The organism is Rhodococcus sp. RD6.2, from assembly GCF_001040705.1.
Taxonomy (GTDB): domain Bacteria; phylum Actinomycetota; class Actinomycetes; order Mycobacteriales; family Mycobacteriaceae; genus Rhodococcus_G.
The window spans coordinates 463571-476999 of the sequence record NZ_CVQP01000007.1 but is presented as its reverse complement, the minus strand read 5'-3'; the positions used below and the strand labels follow the sequence as shown (position 1 = coordinate 476999).

18 protein-coding genes are annotated in these 13429 nt (G+C 69.0%); 9 read left to right on the top strand and 9 right to left on the bottom strand.

Annotation, left to right across the window (positions count from 1 at the left end; translation table 11 throughout):
* Window positions 1–41 precede the first annotated feature (41 nt).
* Window positions 42–911 carry a 1,4-dihydroxy-2-naphthoate polyprenyltransferase gene (locus tag RHCRD62_RS15805; RefSeq protein WP_050065648.1) on the top strand — a complete coding sequence of 290 codons (870 nt, stop codon included), beginning with the start codon at window positions 42–44 and terminating at the stop codon, window positions 909–911.
* A gap of 7 nt (window positions 912–918) precedes the next feature.
* Here RHCRD62_RS15805 and RHCRD62_RS15800 read toward each other — a convergent pair whose 3' ends face one another.
* Window positions 919–1362: a hypothetical protein gene (locus RHCRD62_RS15800; RefSeq protein ID WP_157050948.1), complete on the bottom strand. Its 444-nt coding sequence runs from the start codon at window positions 1360–1362 to the stop codon at window positions 919–921.
* A gap of 115 nt (window positions 1363–1477) precedes the next feature.
* Window positions 1478–1855 carry a phage holin family protein gene (locus RHCRD62_RS15795; RefSeq protein ID WP_050065646.1) on the bottom strand — a complete coding sequence of 126 codons (378 nt, stop codon included), beginning with the start codon at window positions 1853–1855 and terminating at the stop codon, window positions 1478–1480.
* Between the two features lie 35 nt (window positions 1856–1890).
* Here RHCRD62_RS15795 and RHCRD62_RS15790 point away from each other — a divergent pair, with 35 nt between their 5' ends.
* Window positions 1891–2442, top strand: coding sequence for a GNAT family N-acetyltransferase (locus tag RHCRD62_RS15790; RefSeq protein WP_050065645.1), 552 nt, complete (start codon window positions 1891–1893; stop codon window positions 2440–2442).
* Here RHCRD62_RS15790 and RHCRD62_RS15785 read toward each other — a convergent pair.
* Both RHCRD62_RS15785 and RHCRD62_RS15780 read right to left on the bottom strand, forming a co-directional pair.
* The gene (locus RHCRD62_RS15785; protein ID WP_050065644.1) at window positions 2409–2984 is read right to left on the bottom strand and encodes a Clp protease N-terminal domain-containing protein; all 576 of its coding nucleotides are present in this window, start codon (window positions 2982–2984) and stop codon (window positions 2409–2411) included. The genes RHCRD62_RS15790 and RHCRD62_RS15785 overlap by 34 nt on opposite strands.
* A 2-nt stretch (window positions 2985–2986) precedes the next feature.
* Window positions 2987–3205 (bottom strand): hypothetical protein, encoded by a 219-nt coding sequence (locus RHCRD62_RS15780; protein ID WP_050065643.1) that lies wholly within the window; start codon window positions 3203–3205, stop codon window positions 2987–2989.
* A 93-nt stretch (window positions 3206–3298) separates the two neighbouring features.
* On the opposite strand from RHCRD62_RS15780, the gene RHCRD62_RS15775 reads away from it, so the two are divergent.
* Window positions 3299–3601 carry a hypothetical protein gene (locus RHCRD62_RS15775; protein ID WP_050065642.1) on the top strand — a complete coding sequence of 101 codons (303 nt, stop codon included), beginning with the start codon at window positions 3299–3301 and terminating at the stop codon, window positions 3599–3601.
* Between the two features lie 63 nt (window positions 3602–3664).
* On the opposite strand, the gene RHCRD62_RS15770 is transcribed toward RHCRD62_RS15775, so the two are convergent.
* Window positions 3665–4141 carry a DUF8021 domain-containing protein gene (locus RHCRD62_RS15770; RefSeq protein ID WP_050065641.1) on the bottom strand — a complete coding sequence of 159 codons (477 nt, stop codon included), beginning with the start codon at window positions 4139–4141 and terminating at the stop codon, window positions 3665–3667.
* A gap of 179 nt (window positions 4142–4320) precedes the next feature.
* Here RHCRD62_RS15770 and RHCRD62_RS15765 point away from each other — a divergent pair, with 179 nt between their 5' ends.
* Both RHCRD62_RS15765 and RHCRD62_RS15760 read left to right on the top strand, forming a co-directional pair.
* Complete coding sequence (locus tag RHCRD62_RS15765) at window positions 4321–4788, top strand: cupin domain-containing protein (protein WP_050065640.1); 468 nt, start codon at window positions 4321–4323, stop codon at window positions 4786–4788.
* A 117-nt stretch (window positions 4789–4905) separates the two neighbouring features.
* Window positions 4906–6792, top strand: coding sequence for an ABC transporter ATP-binding protein (locus RHCRD62_RS15760; protein ID WP_050065639.1), 1887 nt, complete (start codon window positions 4906–4908; stop codon window positions 6790–6792).
* Between the two features lie 56 nt (window positions 6793–6848).
* On the opposite strand, the gene RHCRD62_RS15755 is transcribed toward RHCRD62_RS15760, so the two are convergent.
* Together RHCRD62_RS15755 and RHCRD62_RS15750 are read right to left on the bottom strand one after the other, a co-directional pair.
* On the bottom strand, window positions 6849–7943 hold the full coding sequence (locus RHCRD62_RS15755; RefSeq protein WP_050065638.1) for an L-cysteine desulfhydrase Cds1: 1095 nt from the start codon (window positions 7941–7943) through the stop codon (window positions 6849–6851).
* On the bottom strand, window positions 7940–8245 hold the full coding sequence (locus RHCRD62_RS15750; RefSeq protein WP_050065637.1) for a DUF4229 domain-containing protein: 306 nt from the start codon (window positions 8243–8245) through the stop codon (window positions 7940–7942). Before RHCRD62_RS15750 ends, RHCRD62_RS15755 begins: the two co-directional genes overlap by 4 nt.
* A gap of 163 nt (window positions 8246–8408) precedes the next feature.
* On the opposite strand from RHCRD62_RS15750, the gene RHCRD62_RS15745 reads away from it, so the two are divergent.
* Window positions 8409–8624: a BldC family transcriptional regulator gene (locus tag RHCRD62_RS15745; protein WP_050065636.1), complete on the top strand. Its 216-nt coding sequence runs from the start codon at window positions 8409–8411 to the stop codon at window positions 8622–8624.
* Window positions 8625–8639: 15 nt separating this feature from the next.
* On the opposite strand, the gene ligD is transcribed toward RHCRD62_RS15745, so the two are convergent.
* Window positions 8640–9605, bottom strand: coding sequence for a non-homologous end-joining DNA ligase (gene ligD / locus RHCRD62_RS15740; protein WP_050065635.1), 966 nt, complete (start codon window positions 9603–9605; stop codon window positions 8640–8642).
* Window positions 9606–9744: 139 nt separating this feature from the next.
* On the opposite strand from ligD, the gene RHCRD62_RS15735 reads away from it, so the two are divergent.
* The 3 genes from RHCRD62_RS15735 to RHCRD62_RS15725 all read left to right on the top strand — a co-directional run bounded on the left by RHCRD62_RS15735 (window position 9745) and on the right by RHCRD62_RS15725 (window position 11701).
* Window positions 9745–10206, top strand: coding sequence for a Zn-ribbon domain-containing OB-fold protein (locus RHCRD62_RS15735; RefSeq protein WP_253277353.1), 462 nt, complete (start codon window positions 9745–9747; stop codon window positions 10204–10206).
* Window positions 10203–11393: a lipid-transfer protein gene (locus tag RHCRD62_RS15730; RefSeq protein WP_050065633.1), complete on the top strand. Its 1191-nt coding sequence runs from the start codon at window positions 10203–10205 to the stop codon at window positions 11391–11393. Before RHCRD62_RS15735 ends, RHCRD62_RS15730 begins: the two co-directional genes overlap by 4 nt.
* Before the next feature lie 107 nt (window positions 11394–11500).
* A complete protein-coding gene (locus tag RHCRD62_RS15725; RefSeq protein WP_050065632.1) occupies window positions 11501–11701 on the top strand; it encodes a hypothetical protein in 201 nt (66 codons plus the stop codon).
* A gap of 16 nt (window positions 11702–11717) precedes the next feature.
* Here the strand turns inward: RHCRD62_RS15725 and RHCRD62_RS15720 are convergent, their stop codons facing one another.
* The gene (locus tag RHCRD62_RS15720) at window positions 11718–13364 is read right to left on the bottom strand and encodes an NTF2-like N-terminal transpeptidase domain-containing protein (protein ID WP_050065631.1); all 1647 of its coding nucleotides are present in this window, start codon (window positions 13362–13364) and stop codon (window positions 11718–11720) included.
* Window positions 13365–13429: the final 65 nt, after the last annotated feature.

The window sequence follows — 13429 nt, the reverse complement described above, 5'->3', positions numbered from 1 at the left end:
TCCCCGGCCCTGTGGCGAAGCCGGTGGGGAAGGATCGGGGTATGGCTTCAGTTTCCGAGTGGATCGAAGGCGCCCGCCCGCGCACCCTCCCGAACGCGATCGCCCCCGTCCTCGCAGGCACCGGCGCCGCCGCGGCGCTGGACGGCGCGGTGTGGTGGAAGGCGCTGCTGGCGATGGTGGTGTCGATGGCGTTGATCGTCGGGGTGAACTACGCCAACGACTACTCCGACGGCATCCGCGGAACCGACGACGAGCGCGTCGGCCCCGTCCGGCTCGTGGGCGCCAAGCTCGCCTCACCGTCCGCCGTCAAACGCGCCGCCTTCACGTGCTTCGGGATCGCCGCCGTCGCCGGCGTCGCGTTGGCGCTGACGTCGGCGTGGTGGCTGATCGTGGTCGGCGCCGTCTGCATCGTCGGCGCCTGGTACTACACCGGAGGCACGAACCCCTACGGCTACAGCGGCTTCGGCGAGATCGCGGTCTTCGTGTTCTTCGGTCTCGTCGCCGTCCTCGGCACCCAGTACGTGCAGGCCGAACGCGTCGACTGGGTCGGACTGGTCGCCGCGATCGCGGTCGGGTCGATGTCGTCGGCGGTCCTGGTCGCGAACAACCTGCGCGACATCCCCACCGACACCGAATCGGGTAAGCGGACCCTCGCCGTACTGCTCGGCGATGCCCGCACCCGCGTCCTGCACCTCGCCCTGATGACCGTGCCGTTCGTCGCGACACTCGTACTCGTGGTGCGCACGCCGTGGGCGCTGCTCGGGTTGCTGGCGGTGCCTCTCGCCGTCAAGGCCAACTCGCCGATCCGCTCCGGCGCACAGGGCATGGCGCTCATCCCCGCGCTCGCCGGCACCGGCGCCACGATGCTGGTGTGGGGCGCCGCCACCGGCCTCGCGCTCGGGATCGGCTGAGCCGCGGTCAGAGGGCCGAGCACACGAACGGCGCGAGGCCCACGTACGCGTTGTCGAGTGGATTGGCGTCGAGCCCGGACGCGGACACGAGGGCACCAACCGGGGTGAGGATCAACGCATTCGCGAGGGTGTCGTTGTCGAAGGTGACCGACTCACCCGGTGCGAGCGCCGCGACCCGGTTCGCGGTCGCGAATCCCGCGAGGACCTGCACGCGCGCGACGACATCACGGACCGGTGCCGAACCGGTGTTCGTGACGGTGGTGAAGACGTGGGCGGTGGTGCGCCAGTCTGCAGGACCGGTCCCCGACGTGCGGCATCCGTACCCGACGCCGATGCGCAGGTCGGAGATCCCCGCACTGCTGCTCTGGGCCGTGGCGGGGGCCGCCCCGGCAAGCCCGATGCCGGCCACCACCGCGGCCACCAGCCACGTCGTCACTCCTGCACGCCCCATGTCAGGTCTCCCGCCGCCGACGTGAACGGTCCCGCTCACGCGCTTTCTCGTGTGTCTGGACTATCGGCACGCTGTGACGCACCGTTGCGGTCACACCGTGCGGCGGGCCGCCGGGTCAGCGTTTCGCGCTCGGGAACACCGCCGTGAGCACGATGTTGACCAGGGAGATGATGAGAGCACCCCAGACCGCGGTCCAGAAGCCGTCGACCGAGATGCCGAGTCCGGTCGACTCGGTGATCCAGGCCGTGAGCAGCAGCATCAGCGCGTTGATCACCAGGGTGAACAGCCCGAGAGTGAGGATCAGCAGCGGCAGGGACAGCAGCTGAACGATCGGCTTGACGAAAGCGTTCACGACGGTGAACACCAGCGCGATGAAGAGGATGACGACAACGGGGTTGACGTTGTCCTTCGTCGCGATGTCGATACCGGTGACCCACTCCGAGGCCAGCCAGATCGCGATCGCGTTGATCACCAGACGCAACAGAAAGCTCATGCGCCCATGCTGGCACACGGGATAGAACAGGAGCCATGATTCGTGCCGCGACCGCCGCCGACCTCGACCTTCTTCCTGCAATCGAGGTTGCCGCAGGCGAACCCTTCCGGGCGATCGGCATGGCCGCGGTCGCCGACGACGCCCCACCCACGGTCGCAGAACTGGAGGCCGTTCTGCGCGACGGCCGACTCTGGGTGGCCGCCGCGTCCGACGACGAGATCGGCGACACCACGGTCGGTTACGTGATCGCCGACGTGGTCGACGGGTGCGCGCACGTCGAGCAGGTGTCGGTGGATCCGCGCTGGGCCGGTCGTCGGCTCGGTTCCGAACTGATCGACGAGGTCGGACGGTGGGGCGTCGGCAGTGGACTGCGGTGGCTGACCCTGACGACGTTCGCGGACGTCCCGTGGAACGGCCCCTACTACCGTCGGTTGGGATTCGAGCCGATCCCCGACGCCGAGGTCGGGCCGCAACTGCGGGCGGTCCGGGCCCGCGAGGCCGCGCACGGTCTCGACGCCTGGCCCCGGATCGCGATGCGACGTGCCCTCGACCGTCAGGCCGCGCGGTCCAGGACTGCGACGACCTGACGCCGCAACTCGTCGGCGCCGACGTGGGGGGTGATCACGGCGAGGGCCGCGGGATCGGCGCCGCGCAGCAGTCCGAGCACCACGTGTTCGGCGCCGATCGTGGAGTCCTTGCGGGCCAACGCTTCCCGCAATGCGAGTTCGAGCACTTTCTTCGCCTGCGGGGTGAAGGGGACGTGCCCGGCCCGGCGTGCGAACCACCCCGTCCGATCGTGTGACTCCGCGTCGGCGGCGAGCGCGTCTGCCCCGAAGCTCGCCTCCAGGCTGTCGCGGACGGCGTCGAGGTCGATGCCGATGGTCCGTAGCGCGTCGGCATCGGCCTCACCCAGTGGTCGTTCCGCGGTGCCGCGGGCGAGATCGGCGCGCACCTGGTCCGGCGTCAGTCCGACCCCGGCGAAGACCTCACCGAGCGGCGACTCCGATTCCACGACAACGACTCCGAGCAGCAGATGCTCGGTACCGATCCGCGACGCGGACAGTTCCCTCGCCTCGATCTGAGCCGCAACGACCGCAGAGCGAGCCTGCGCACTGAAACGTTCGAACATTGTCACTTCCGTCCTCGTCGATTGTGCTTCTGATGTACGGCCTGCCTGCTGACCTCGAGCGCGTCGGCGATCGCCTGCCAGGACCAGCCCTGATCACGGGCGCTCTGCACCTGCAGCGCCTCGAGTCGTTCCAGCAAGCGGCGGAGGGCGAGCACTGCACGCAGGCCGACCTGGGGATCGGGACTGCCCGCGGCTGCCGCGAGATTCGTTGCCTCGGTCATACATGTCAATCTAGGTTGACGACCCCGGCCTGTCAACAAAAGTTGACGCGCTACCGTGGAGCGAGTCAACCGAACCGAGCAGGAGAATCAGAAATGGCACTGCCCAAGACCGCCGTATCCGCCCTCGCCGCAGCCGGAATCGTCGGCGGATACGCCGTCGCACGACAGACCGGTAACCGTCCCCTCGGAGGAGCGGTCCTCGCCGCGGTCGGCGCGGTCTGCGCGACGAACTGGGCTCGGACGTCGGGGCCCGCCCGCACAGCGGCGCTCGTCGGCACCTACGTCGGCGCGTTCGGGGGCTCGCATCCGCTGGCGAAGAAGATCGGTGCGTGGCCGTCCGTGGGAGTCGTCGCCGCGGGCACGGCACTCGCATCCCAGGTGATCAGCAAGGGCTGACGACGCGAGCGGCGCCGCCACCGGAGTCGGTGTGCGGCGCCGCAGGCGTCGGGCGGGAAGGCGTCAGGCGCCGAACTTCGGGGTGATGTGCGCGACGATCGTCCGGATCGATCCGTCCGTGATCTCGAACGTCTCCGCGATCTCGACGGTCATCAGCTTCGCGCCCGCGAAACCGGCGTCGAGGAGGAAACGCGCGGACACCACGCCGTTCTCCTCCGACAGTTCGAGCTCCCGAATGCCCTGGATGACGCGGTACTGCGGGCCGTGGTCGAGGTCCCAGCGCAGCTGCGGACCGTTGAACCCGGTCTTGAGACCGGCCTCGACACGGGTCGCGTCCGGCGCGAAGGGCACCGCAGACGCGTCGTGCGTGACCAGTGCATCGATGTAGGAACGGGCGATCGCCTCCAGTTCCGAGTCGACGCGCGTCGGGTCGGCCGACACGGCCGGGGTGGCCGAGGCGGGTCCCGCAGTGAGGACGAAAGCCGCGGCAGCGGCGGTCACCGCGAGAGCGGCCATGGCGAAGGAACGACGAATGCGCATGGGCTCAGACCATAGCGAGAACCTGTTCCAGATGGGGACCCACACCGCGATTCCCCCTCGACCCGGGACCGGGTGCGGGACGATGGGTGCGGAGAACAGCGTTCCGAGGCGCCGCCCCACCGCGAGCGCGCCCCGAGGGAACTGACACGACACCGCCGAACCGACGAACGGACACGGCCATGCGCACCTCGACCCCTGGTCTCACCACAGCAGGCGCCCTCGCCCTCGCCGCGGCGATCGGTTTCACCGCACCCGCAGCCGCGACACCGCCGCAGGGCGTCACCGCGGAGACCCTCGCCGAACTCGAACTCGCACCCTCGCTGATCCCGCCGCCACCGGCGGGCCATCCCCCGGTCCCGGACGAGGTCGAGGGCACACTGCGGCGCATCGAGATCGCGCCGGGCGGGAGCACCGGCTGGCATCACCACAACGGACACGTGCAGGGTCTCGTCGTCTCGGGAACGCTCTCCCGGGTACTCGCCGACTGCTCGCGGGTCGACTCCCCCGCCGGGTCGTGGGTCACGGAGGAGCCCGGCGGCGACCACGTCGGGCTCAACCTGGGCACACCCCCCCTCGTCATGCTCGTCACGTACGTCCTCCCCGACGACGAGCCCTTCGCCGAGGACGCGCCCGCCCGCTGCCCCTGAGCTTCGGGACGGTTCGTCGCTCCGTTTCGGGATTGTCGGACGCAGTCCGTACGTTGCACACGGAAGTACACGTAGGCGACGAGCGGAGTCGGTCATGAGCACGAGCGGGGCGCGACCATGAGTATGGAATCGGTCGCCTGGAATTCCATGTACCGCATGATGAACGCCCAGAACGACCGCAGGCCGTTCTCGATGGCGACGGTGCGGCGCATCCTGACGTTCGCGAGGCCGCACCGGCGGGCGATCGCACTGTTCCTGGTCGTCAGCGTCGCCAGTGCGGCGCTGGCGGTCGCGACTCCGGTGCTGGCGGGACGGGTGGTCGACGCGATCGTTTCCGGTACCGACGCGTCGGTGGTCGTGTGGCTGGCGGTGGCGATCGCCGTGATCGCCATCGTGGAAGCAGCGCTCGGCCTGTACAACCGGTACCTGTCGTCGAACATCGGTGAGGGCCTGATCCTCGACCTGCGCACGACGGTCTTCGACCATGTGCAGAAGATGCCGATCGCGTTCTTCACCCGCACCCGCACAGGTGCCCTCGTCAGCAGGCTCAACAACGACGTCATCGGTGCGCAGCGCGCCTTCAGCGACACCCTGTCCGGGGTCGTCGCGAATCTCGTGACGTTGGTGTTGACGCTGATCGTGATGCTCGGGATCTCGTGGCAGATCACGGTCCTGTCGCTGCTGTTGCTGCCGGTGTTCGTCCTGCCTGCCCGCCGGATCGGCGCGAGGATGGCCGTCCTGCAGCGGGAGGCGGCCAATCACAACGCGACGATGAGCACGCAGATGACCGAACGATTCTCCGCGCCCGGCGCCACCCTGGTCAAGCTGTTCGGCCGGCCGCGCGAGGAGTCCGCGGAGTTCGAGGTCCGCGCGCACCGCGTCCGCGACATCGGTGTCCGCACCGCGATGACACAGTCCGCGTTCGTCACCTCGCTGACGCTGGTGTCCGCGCTGGCGTTGGCGCTGGTGTACGGCCTCGGCGGCTGGTACGCGCTCAACGGCAGGCTCGAGCCGGGGTCCGTGGTGGCACTGGCGCTGCTGCTGACGCGCCTGTACGCGCCGCTGACCGCACTCGCGTCGGCCCGCGTCGAGGTGATGAGCGCGCTGGTCAGCTTCGAGCGGGTCTTCGAGGTCCTCGACCTGCGCCCTCTGATCGTCGAACCCACCGATCCGGCGCCGCTGCCGGACGGACCGCTGTCCGTCGAGTTCGACCACGTGCGATTCGCGTATCCGGCTGCGAGCCAGGTGTCGCTGGCGTCACTCGAAGAGGTCGCGACCCTCGACAACCGCGGCGGCGTCGAGGTGCTGCACGACGTCTCGTTCCGCGCCGAACCGGGCCAGATGATCGCACTGGTCGGGTCGTCCGGTGCAGGCAAGTCGACGATCGCGCAGCTGCTGCCGCGGCTCTACGACACCGACAGCGGAGCGGTCCGATTCGGCGGCGTCGACGTTCGTGACCTGTCCGCGGATTCGATCCGGGCGGCTGTCGGGATGGTCACCCAGGACGGCCACCTGTTCCACGAGTCGATCCGGGCGAACCTGCTGCTGGCGGGGCCGTCGGCGACAGAAGCGGAACTGTGGGAGGTGCTCGGCCGGGCGCGGCTCGACGAGCTGATCCGGTCACTGCCCGACGGCCTGGACACCGTGGTCGGTGAGCGCGGGTACCGCCTGTCCGGCGGGGAACGTCAGCGGCTGACCATCGCCCGGTTGCTGCTCGCACACCCCCGGGTGGTGATCCTGGACGAGGCCACCGCCCACCTGGATTCGACGTCGGAGGCGGCGGTGCAGGAGGCCCTCGGTGAGGCGCTCGCGGGCCGGACGTCGGTGGTGATCGCGCACCGCCTGTCGACCATTCGCGCCGCCGACCAGATCCTGGTCGTCGAGGGCGGTCGCGTCGTCGAACGGGGCACGCACACCGAACTCCTCGCCACGGGCGGCCGGTACGGGGAGCTCTACCGCACCCAGTTCGCCGACACCGACGAGCACGCTGTCGTCACACCGTGACCCGGGTGCTGCAGCGCCGTACCGGGTGCTGCAGCACCTTGCCGTGACGGATCCGGTCAGCCGGCGGTCCAGCGACCCGTCGCGGCGAAGGTGTTCAGGACGTCGGTCGGGCCGGTGAGGTCGAACCCCTGGTCCCGCACCCAGTCGTCGTCGAAGTAGGTGTCGGCGTAGCGTTCGCCGCCGTCGCAGATCAGCGTCACAACGCAACCGCTGCGCCCGCTCGCGATCATGTCGGCGAGCAGTGCGAACGCACCCCACAGGTTGGTGCCGGTGGAGCCGCCGACGCGACGCCCGATCACGGTGCTCGCGTGGCGGGCGGCGGCGATGGACGCGGCATCCGGGACGGTGGTCATGCGATCGACGACCTGGCCGACGAACGACGGCTCGACGCGAGGTCGGCCGATGCCCTCGATCCGGGACGGCATCCCGGTCTCGTAGTCGCTCGAGCCGGTCTCGTAGCCACCGATGAACGCCGAGTTCTCGGGGTCGACGACGAGGAGTCGGGTGGCATGGCGCCGGTATCGGATGTAGCGGCCGATGGTGGCACTCGTTCCGCCGGTGCCCGCACCAACGACGACCCAGTCGGGTACGGGGTGCTGCTCGAGTCGCATCTGATGGAAGATGCTCTCCGCGATGTTGTTGTTGCCGCGCCAGTCCGTCGCGCGTTCTGCGTGTGTGAACTGGTCCATGTAGTGCCCGCCGACCTCGTCGGCGAGCCGTTGCGCCTCGCTGTAGATCTCGGACGGCCGGTCGACGAGATGACAGCGTCCGCCCTGCGCTTCGATGAGCGCGATCTTCGCGGGACTGGTCTTGCGGGGCACCACCGCGACGAAGTCGAGGCCGAGCAGTTTCGCGAAGTACGCCTCGCTGACGGCGGTCGATCCCGACGACGCCTCGATCACCGTGGTGTTCTCGGTGATCCAGCCATTGCAGATCGAGTACAGGAACAGCGACCGCGCGAGCCGGTGCTTGAGGCTGCCGGTAACGTGCGTCGACTCGTCCTTGAGATAGAGCGCGACGTTCCACTCGGGTGGCAGCGGGTACCGCAGCAGGTGGGTATCGGCACTGCGCTGGGTGTCCGCGTCGATCAGCCGGACCGCGGTGTCCACCCAGTCACGCGGCCCGCTGCGATCGACGACGGACGGGGTCACCGGTCGCCGCGCAGCTTCGAGCGGAGTTCGTCGCGGTCCTGTCGGCGCTGGGCGTCGACTGCGGAGATCTGCTCGTTCACCTGTGTGCGCAGCTTCTTGAACAGCACCAGCGACAGCGGCATCGCGATGATGACCGCGAAGATCGCCGCCACGAGGAGCGGGATCGGGGCACCCACGAGACTGCTGACGCCGAGGATGATCGCGGCGATGACGACGACCAGGGCGAGCCGGGCGAGGGTGTAGAGCGCGAGGTTGCGTGCGAGTTTGTTCTTGGGACTGGAAGGGGTGGGGTTGTCAATCACCCTCCCAGGTTACCGACCTCGACGCAGGCACCGCAGACTGCCGGACTTGACCGATTTGCGAATTACCTCCCCTTTACCGAACTTAGACAGTTCGAGTACCCGGGGGTCCGAGTGCCACCATGTGCAGCACTGTCGTCCGACCTGCTACTCACGGAGGGTTTCGATGAGCGTTCCCGCGTTCCACGCCACCCAGGAATCACTGCTGACCCCTGGTCAGGTGGCCGCCCTGTTCCACGTCGACCCCAAGACGGTCACACGCTGGGCGCACGCCGGACGACTCGGCTCCCTCCGCACGCCCGGCGGCCATCGCCGCTTCCGCGAGTCCGAGGTCATGGCACTGCTGCAGTCGCTCACCACCGAGGCCACCGTCGTCCACTAGGCGCAGACGAGGGTCCTAGTCGGGCTCCGGTGGCGTCTCGGCGCCGTCCCGCTCGTCCCGGTCCGCCCACTCGAGCAGGGTCGCGATGTCGTACACCGCATCGTCGATGCCTGCATGCAGGTCACCTAGCCGCGCGAACCGGTCGGGCATCGTCGCGAACGTGAAGTCCGCCGGGACGGCGTCGTTCACCTCGTCCCAGCGCAGGGGCGCGGACACCCGCCCGTCCGGGACGCCCCGCACCGAATAGGCCGCAGCCATCGTGTGGTCCCGGGCGTTCTGGTTGTAGTCCACGAACAGCGCCGCCGGATCCCGGTCCTTGCGCCACCAGGTCGTGGTGGCGTCGCCGGGTGCGCGGCGCTCGACTTCCCGCGCGAAGGCCAGTGCCGCACGCCGAACGTCGGCGAACCCGTGGTCCGGCGCGATTCGCACGTAGACGTGCAGTCCGCGGCCGCCCGACGTCTTCGGCCAGCCGACGGCGCCGAGTTCACCCAGCACCTCCCTCACCACACCCGCGACCCGCAGCACCCGTTCCCACGTGCAGTCGGGCATGGGGTCGAGGTCGATGCGCCACTCGTCGGGCTTCTCGACGTCCGCGCGCCTGCTGTTCCACGGATGGAACTCGACGGTCGACATCTGCACCGCCCAGATGACGTCCGCGAGTTCGCTGACGCACAGTTCGTCGGCGTCGCGGTTGTAGCGCGGGAAGTGGACACGGACAGTGTGCAGCCAGTCCGGCGCCCCTCGCGGCACCCTCTTCTGGTGCACCTTGCCGCCGTCCAGTCCGTCGGGGAACCGGTGCAGCATGCACGGCCGTTCCCGGAGCGCGCGGACGATACCGTCGCCGACGGCGAGGTAGTACCGGACGAGGTCGAGCTTGGTCGTCCCGCTCTCCGGGAAGTAGACGCGGTCGGGGTGGGATATGCGCACCGACCGGTCGCCGACCTCGATCGAGGTGGCGTCCCGCGAGCCGGCGGCGACCATGCCGCTCAACCTATACCCGAAACTCGCCTCTCGCTGGCCGGGAACTCTCCCTCGCTGCGGACCGATTTCGTGTAATACTGCAACACGTTCTACCCGTTCGTGTCGTGATCCGAGCGGGTTGCCCCAGCAGATGAGGACGTTGATGAGCGACGCGACCCCCGCCGTCGAGGGCTGGTTCACCACCGGCCCCGAGCCGGCCCTGATCGGCAGCAAGTGCACCTCGTGCGGAACCATCTCGTTCCCGCGCGAGCTGACCTTCTGCAAGAACCCCGCATGCTCCGGCGAGGAGTTCGCGGACACCGAACTCTCCCGCATCGGCACCGTCTGGTCGTACACGGACGCCCAGTACCAGCCGCCGGCCCCGTACATCCCGATCAGCGACCCGTACGTGCCGTTCGCACTCGTCGCGGTCGAACTGCCCGAGGGCATCGTGATTCTCGGCCAGGCCGCAAACGGCTTCGGCGTGGACGACCTGACGGTGGGCAACCAGGTGGAGTTGGTCGTGGAGACCATCTACACCGACGAGACCGGCGACCGGACGATGTGGGCCTGGAAGCCCGTCACCGGCGGCACCACCGAGAACGAGGAGCAGCAGGCATGAGCAAGGACGTCGCGATCCTCGGTGTCGGCATGCACCCGTGGGGCAAGTGGGGCCACTCGTTCGTCAAGTACGGCGTCGCCGCCGCGCGTGCCGCACTGGCCGACGCCAACGTGCCGTGGCAGGACGTCGACTACATCGTCGGCGGCGAGACCGTCCGCAACGGCTACGGCGGATACGTCGCAGGCGCGACGTTCGCCCAGGCGCTCGGCTGGAACGGCGCCCGCGTCGCCACGTCGTACGCGGCGTGCGCCACCGGCGCCCAGGCACTGGACACCGCCCGCGCCCGCATCCTGGCCGGTCTGAGCGAGGTCGCCCTCGTCGTCGGCGCGGACACCACCCCGAAGGGCTTCCTGGCGCCCGTCGCAGGCGAGCGCTGGGATGATCCGGACTGGCTGCGCTTCCGCCTGATGGGCATGACCAACCCGGCCTACTTCGCCCTCAACGCACGTCGGCGCATGGACCTCTACGGCGCCACCTCCGAGGACTTCGCCAACGTGAAGGTCAAGAACGCCAGGCACGGCCTGAGCAACCCGAACGCGCGCTACCGCAAGGAGGTCACGGTCGAGAACGTGCTGGCCTCCCCCGTGGTCTCCAACCCTCTCCACCTGCTCGACATCTGCGCCACGTCCGACGGTGGTGCGGCCGTGCTCGTCACGTCGATGGAGTACGCCCGCAAGATGGGCATCGTGGATCCGGTTCGGATCAGTGCGATCTCCACCGTCACCCCCACGTTCCCGCAGACCATCATGGACATGCCGAACTTCTCCACCGACTCGGCGTCCGCGGTGGCGGCTCCGGAGCTGACGTTCAAGGAGTCCATCGGTCACGCGGCCTACGAGGAGGCCGGCATCTCGCCGGAGGACGTCGACGTCGCCGAGGTCTACGACCTGGCCACCTCGGTCGAGCTGGACTGGATCGAGGATCTCGCCCTGTGCAAGCGCGGCGAGGCCGAGCATCTGCTCCGTGCTGGCGACACCACGATCGGTGGCCGGATCCCGGTCAATCCGTCCGGTGGTCTGGCGTGCTTCGGTGAGGCCGTCCCGGCCCAGGCGCTCGCACAGGTCTGCGAGCTGACCTGGCAGCTGCGTGGGCAGGCCGAGGGCCGTCAGGTCGACGGCGCCCGCGTCGGCATCACCGCCAACCAGGGACTGTTCGGCCACGGCTCGTCGGTTATCGTCTCCGTCTGACAATTCCATGGTGAAGGGCACCTTCGACCGGTCCGTCCGGCCGAAGGTGCCCTTCGCCCTGTGACGGGCCTGTCCGTGCGACTAGCCTGGGATGAAGGAGGTGCGTCGTGATCTACCTGTTGGCGCTCATCGGACTGGTGACGCTTGCCGTGCTGCTGTGGAAGGGATTCGGGCCCGACACACGGACCCCCGCTCGAGGAGTGGTCGGTCCCGACGACGACCCCGAGTTCCTGTGGCAGGTCGACCGGCAGAATCACCGCAAGTCCGGGGAGACGCCGGACGGGAACGCGAGCGACCCCAAGGAGTGACCCGTCGCCCGACCGGTCACTCCGACGGCTTGGCCAGTGCCTTGAACAGCCGGTCCGTCACCTTGACCGCGAGGTCACTGCCGTCGGCGTCCTCGACGTAGACGGCGAACGCGAGGTCGCCCTTCGAGCCGTAGAACCACTGGTCGTCGCCGTGGTTACCGGTCGCGCCGATCAGGTCACCCCAGCCCGCGAGCAATGAGGCCGGACCGCCGTGGACGGTCGCGCGCATGATCCCCCGCAACTGGTCGGTGACCACTGCGGGCAACTGCACCAGTTCCTCGTCGGTGGTCGCGGGCTGTCCGGCGGCGATGATCGGGACCGTCGGGGCGCCGCGCGCGATGGACGCCGCGACCAGTGCCATTCCGAACGGGCTGACCTCGGCGTCGTCGTCACGGTCGGTGGTTCCCCGCATCAGGTTGGGGCCGTCGCCTGCGAAGGACACCGTCTCCTGTTCGAGGTTGGGAATCTTGTACTGCAGGCCGATCCCGAGCTGCTTCGCGGCCTGCTCGACGTCGACGCCCTGCGCCTGCGCGGCGGTCCGCACCAGGTCGAGGGTCGATCCCGCCGGATAGGTGCCGGTGAAGGCGATCGGCCCGACCTCGCTGGCCTGATTGTTCTGCGCGGCGGCGAGAATCGCGCCCGTCGACGGCTGCATCACGACGATCGCGGAGGGGGTTCCGACGCTGACCGCAGCGTCGGCGGCGGCCATCTGCATGCGTGGTTCGATCGTGGACCGGATGTCGGGTCCGGGCGGTCCCTGGTGGCCGGTGAGCCGGGTGACCTGTCCGTTCGGGTCGACCGAGTTGATCGCCCAGCCCTGCGTCTCGTCGCGATTGGCCTGCCACACGCTGCGCATCGCGTCGACGACGGGTCCGTACACCCGGCGGTCTATGGTGATCAGGCGCGGGTTGCTCTCGACCACGACACCGGGAACCGCGCGCAGGTCGTCCTCGAGGACGGCGTAGTCGCCGTCGCGCAGGTTGACGGCCGTGATGCGCTCACCGTTCGACGCCGCGAGTTCCTGCTGCAGTTCCTCCGCCGTGATCAGCGGCGCGACCGGCTCGATCGCCTTCGCGAGCGCGATCGAGCTGGCGATCGGATCCCTGGTCAGGGTGGGGTCGAGACGAACCGCGTTGATGGTCTGCTCGGTCATCATGGGCTTGCCCGCGATGTCGAACACCGTGGGCGGGGCGGCGTCGGTCCGGTCCAGCCGGACGGTCCGCCCGTTGCCGATTCCCGGCATGAAGGTGCCGGGGTTCCACGACACTCGCCACCCGACGGAGAGGTGGCGGACCCAGCCGTCCACGTTGTAGGTCCAGGACCTGTCCGGGCCGAGATTCCAGGTGGCGACGCCGTTGAACATTCCGGAATCCACGTCGAGGTTGATGATCTGGTTGACCTCGAACTCCACCGACTCCGGCGACAACGCGTCGAACGCCTGCGCCATCGCGTCCCTGGCGGCGTTCGGATAGGACGTCAGTTCGGCGGCCTCGTCGATGTCACCGTCGTTGAGGGCGTCCATGTAGCTCGCGAGCACGGTCGGGGCGTCGTCCTTCGGCTTGGCGAAGACCCCTGATACGAGACCGACCGCCAGGAGCAGCGCAGCACAGAGTGCGACCGCGCCCAGAATCCGCAGTCGGCGCCCACGCCCCCTAGTCCGCATGCCTCGATCATCCGTTACCAAGTGTGTCCAGTACATGCACCCACCTGAGATAAGCGGTAACAAGT

Excerpts from the sequence above, each read along its gene's own strand:
- RHCRD62_RS15805 (WP_050065648.1), top strand. The coding sequence starts at position 42 with ATGGCTTCAGTTTCCGAGTGGATCGAAGGCGCCCGCCCGCGCACCCTC.
- RHCRD62_RS15800 (WP_157050948.1), bottom strand. The coding sequence starts at position 1,362 with ATGGGGCGTGCAGGAGTGACGACGTGGCTGGTGGCCGCGGTGGTGGCC.
- RHCRD62_RS15795 (WP_050065646.1), bottom strand. The coding sequence starts at position 1,855 with ATGAGCTTTCTGTTGCGTCTGGTGATCAACGCGATCGCGATCTGGCTG.
- RHCRD62_RS15790 (WP_050065645.1), top strand. The coding sequence starts at position 1,891 with ATGATTCGTGCCGCGACCGCCGCCGACCTCGACCTTCTTCCTGCAATC.
- RHCRD62_RS15785 (WP_050065644.1), bottom strand. The coding sequence starts at position 2,984 with ATGTTCGAACGTTTCAGTGCGCAGGCTCGCTCTGCGGTCGTTGCGGCT.
- RHCRD62_RS15780 (WP_050065643.1), bottom strand. The coding sequence starts at position 3,205 with ATGACCGAGGCAACGAATCTCGCGGCAGCCGCGGGCAGTCCCGATCCC.
- RHCRD62_RS15775 (WP_050065642.1), top strand. The coding sequence starts at position 3,299 with ATGGCACTGCCCAAGACCGCCGTATCCGCCCTCGCCGCAGCCGGAATC.
- RHCRD62_RS15770 (WP_050065641.1), bottom strand. The coding sequence starts at position 4,141 with ATGCGCATTCGTCGTTCCTTCGCCATGGCCGCTCTCGCGGTGACCGCC.
- RHCRD62_RS15765 (WP_050065640.1), top strand. The coding sequence starts at position 4,321 with ATGCGCACCTCGACCCCTGGTCTCACCACAGCAGGCGCCCTCGCCCTC.
- RHCRD62_RS15760 (WP_050065639.1), top strand. The coding sequence starts at position 4,906 with ATGAGTATGGAATCGGTCGCCTGGAATTCCATGTACCGCATGATGAAC.
- RHCRD62_RS15745 (WP_050065636.1), top strand. The coding sequence starts at position 8,409 with ATGAGCGTTCCCGCGTTCCACGCCACCCAGGAATCACTGCTGACCCCT.
- ligD (WP_050065635.1), bottom strand. The coding sequence starts at position 9,605 with ATGGTCGCCGCCGGCTCGCGGGACGCCACCTCGATCGAGGTCGGCGAC.
- RHCRD62_RS15730 (WP_050065633.1), top strand. The coding sequence starts at position 10,203 with ATGAGCAAGGACGTCGCGATCCTCGGTGTCGGCATGCACCCGTGGGGC.
- RHCRD62_RS15720 (WP_050065631.1), bottom strand. The coding sequence starts at position 13,364 with ATGCGGACTAGGGGGCGTGGGCGCCGACTGCGGATTCTGGGCGCGGTC.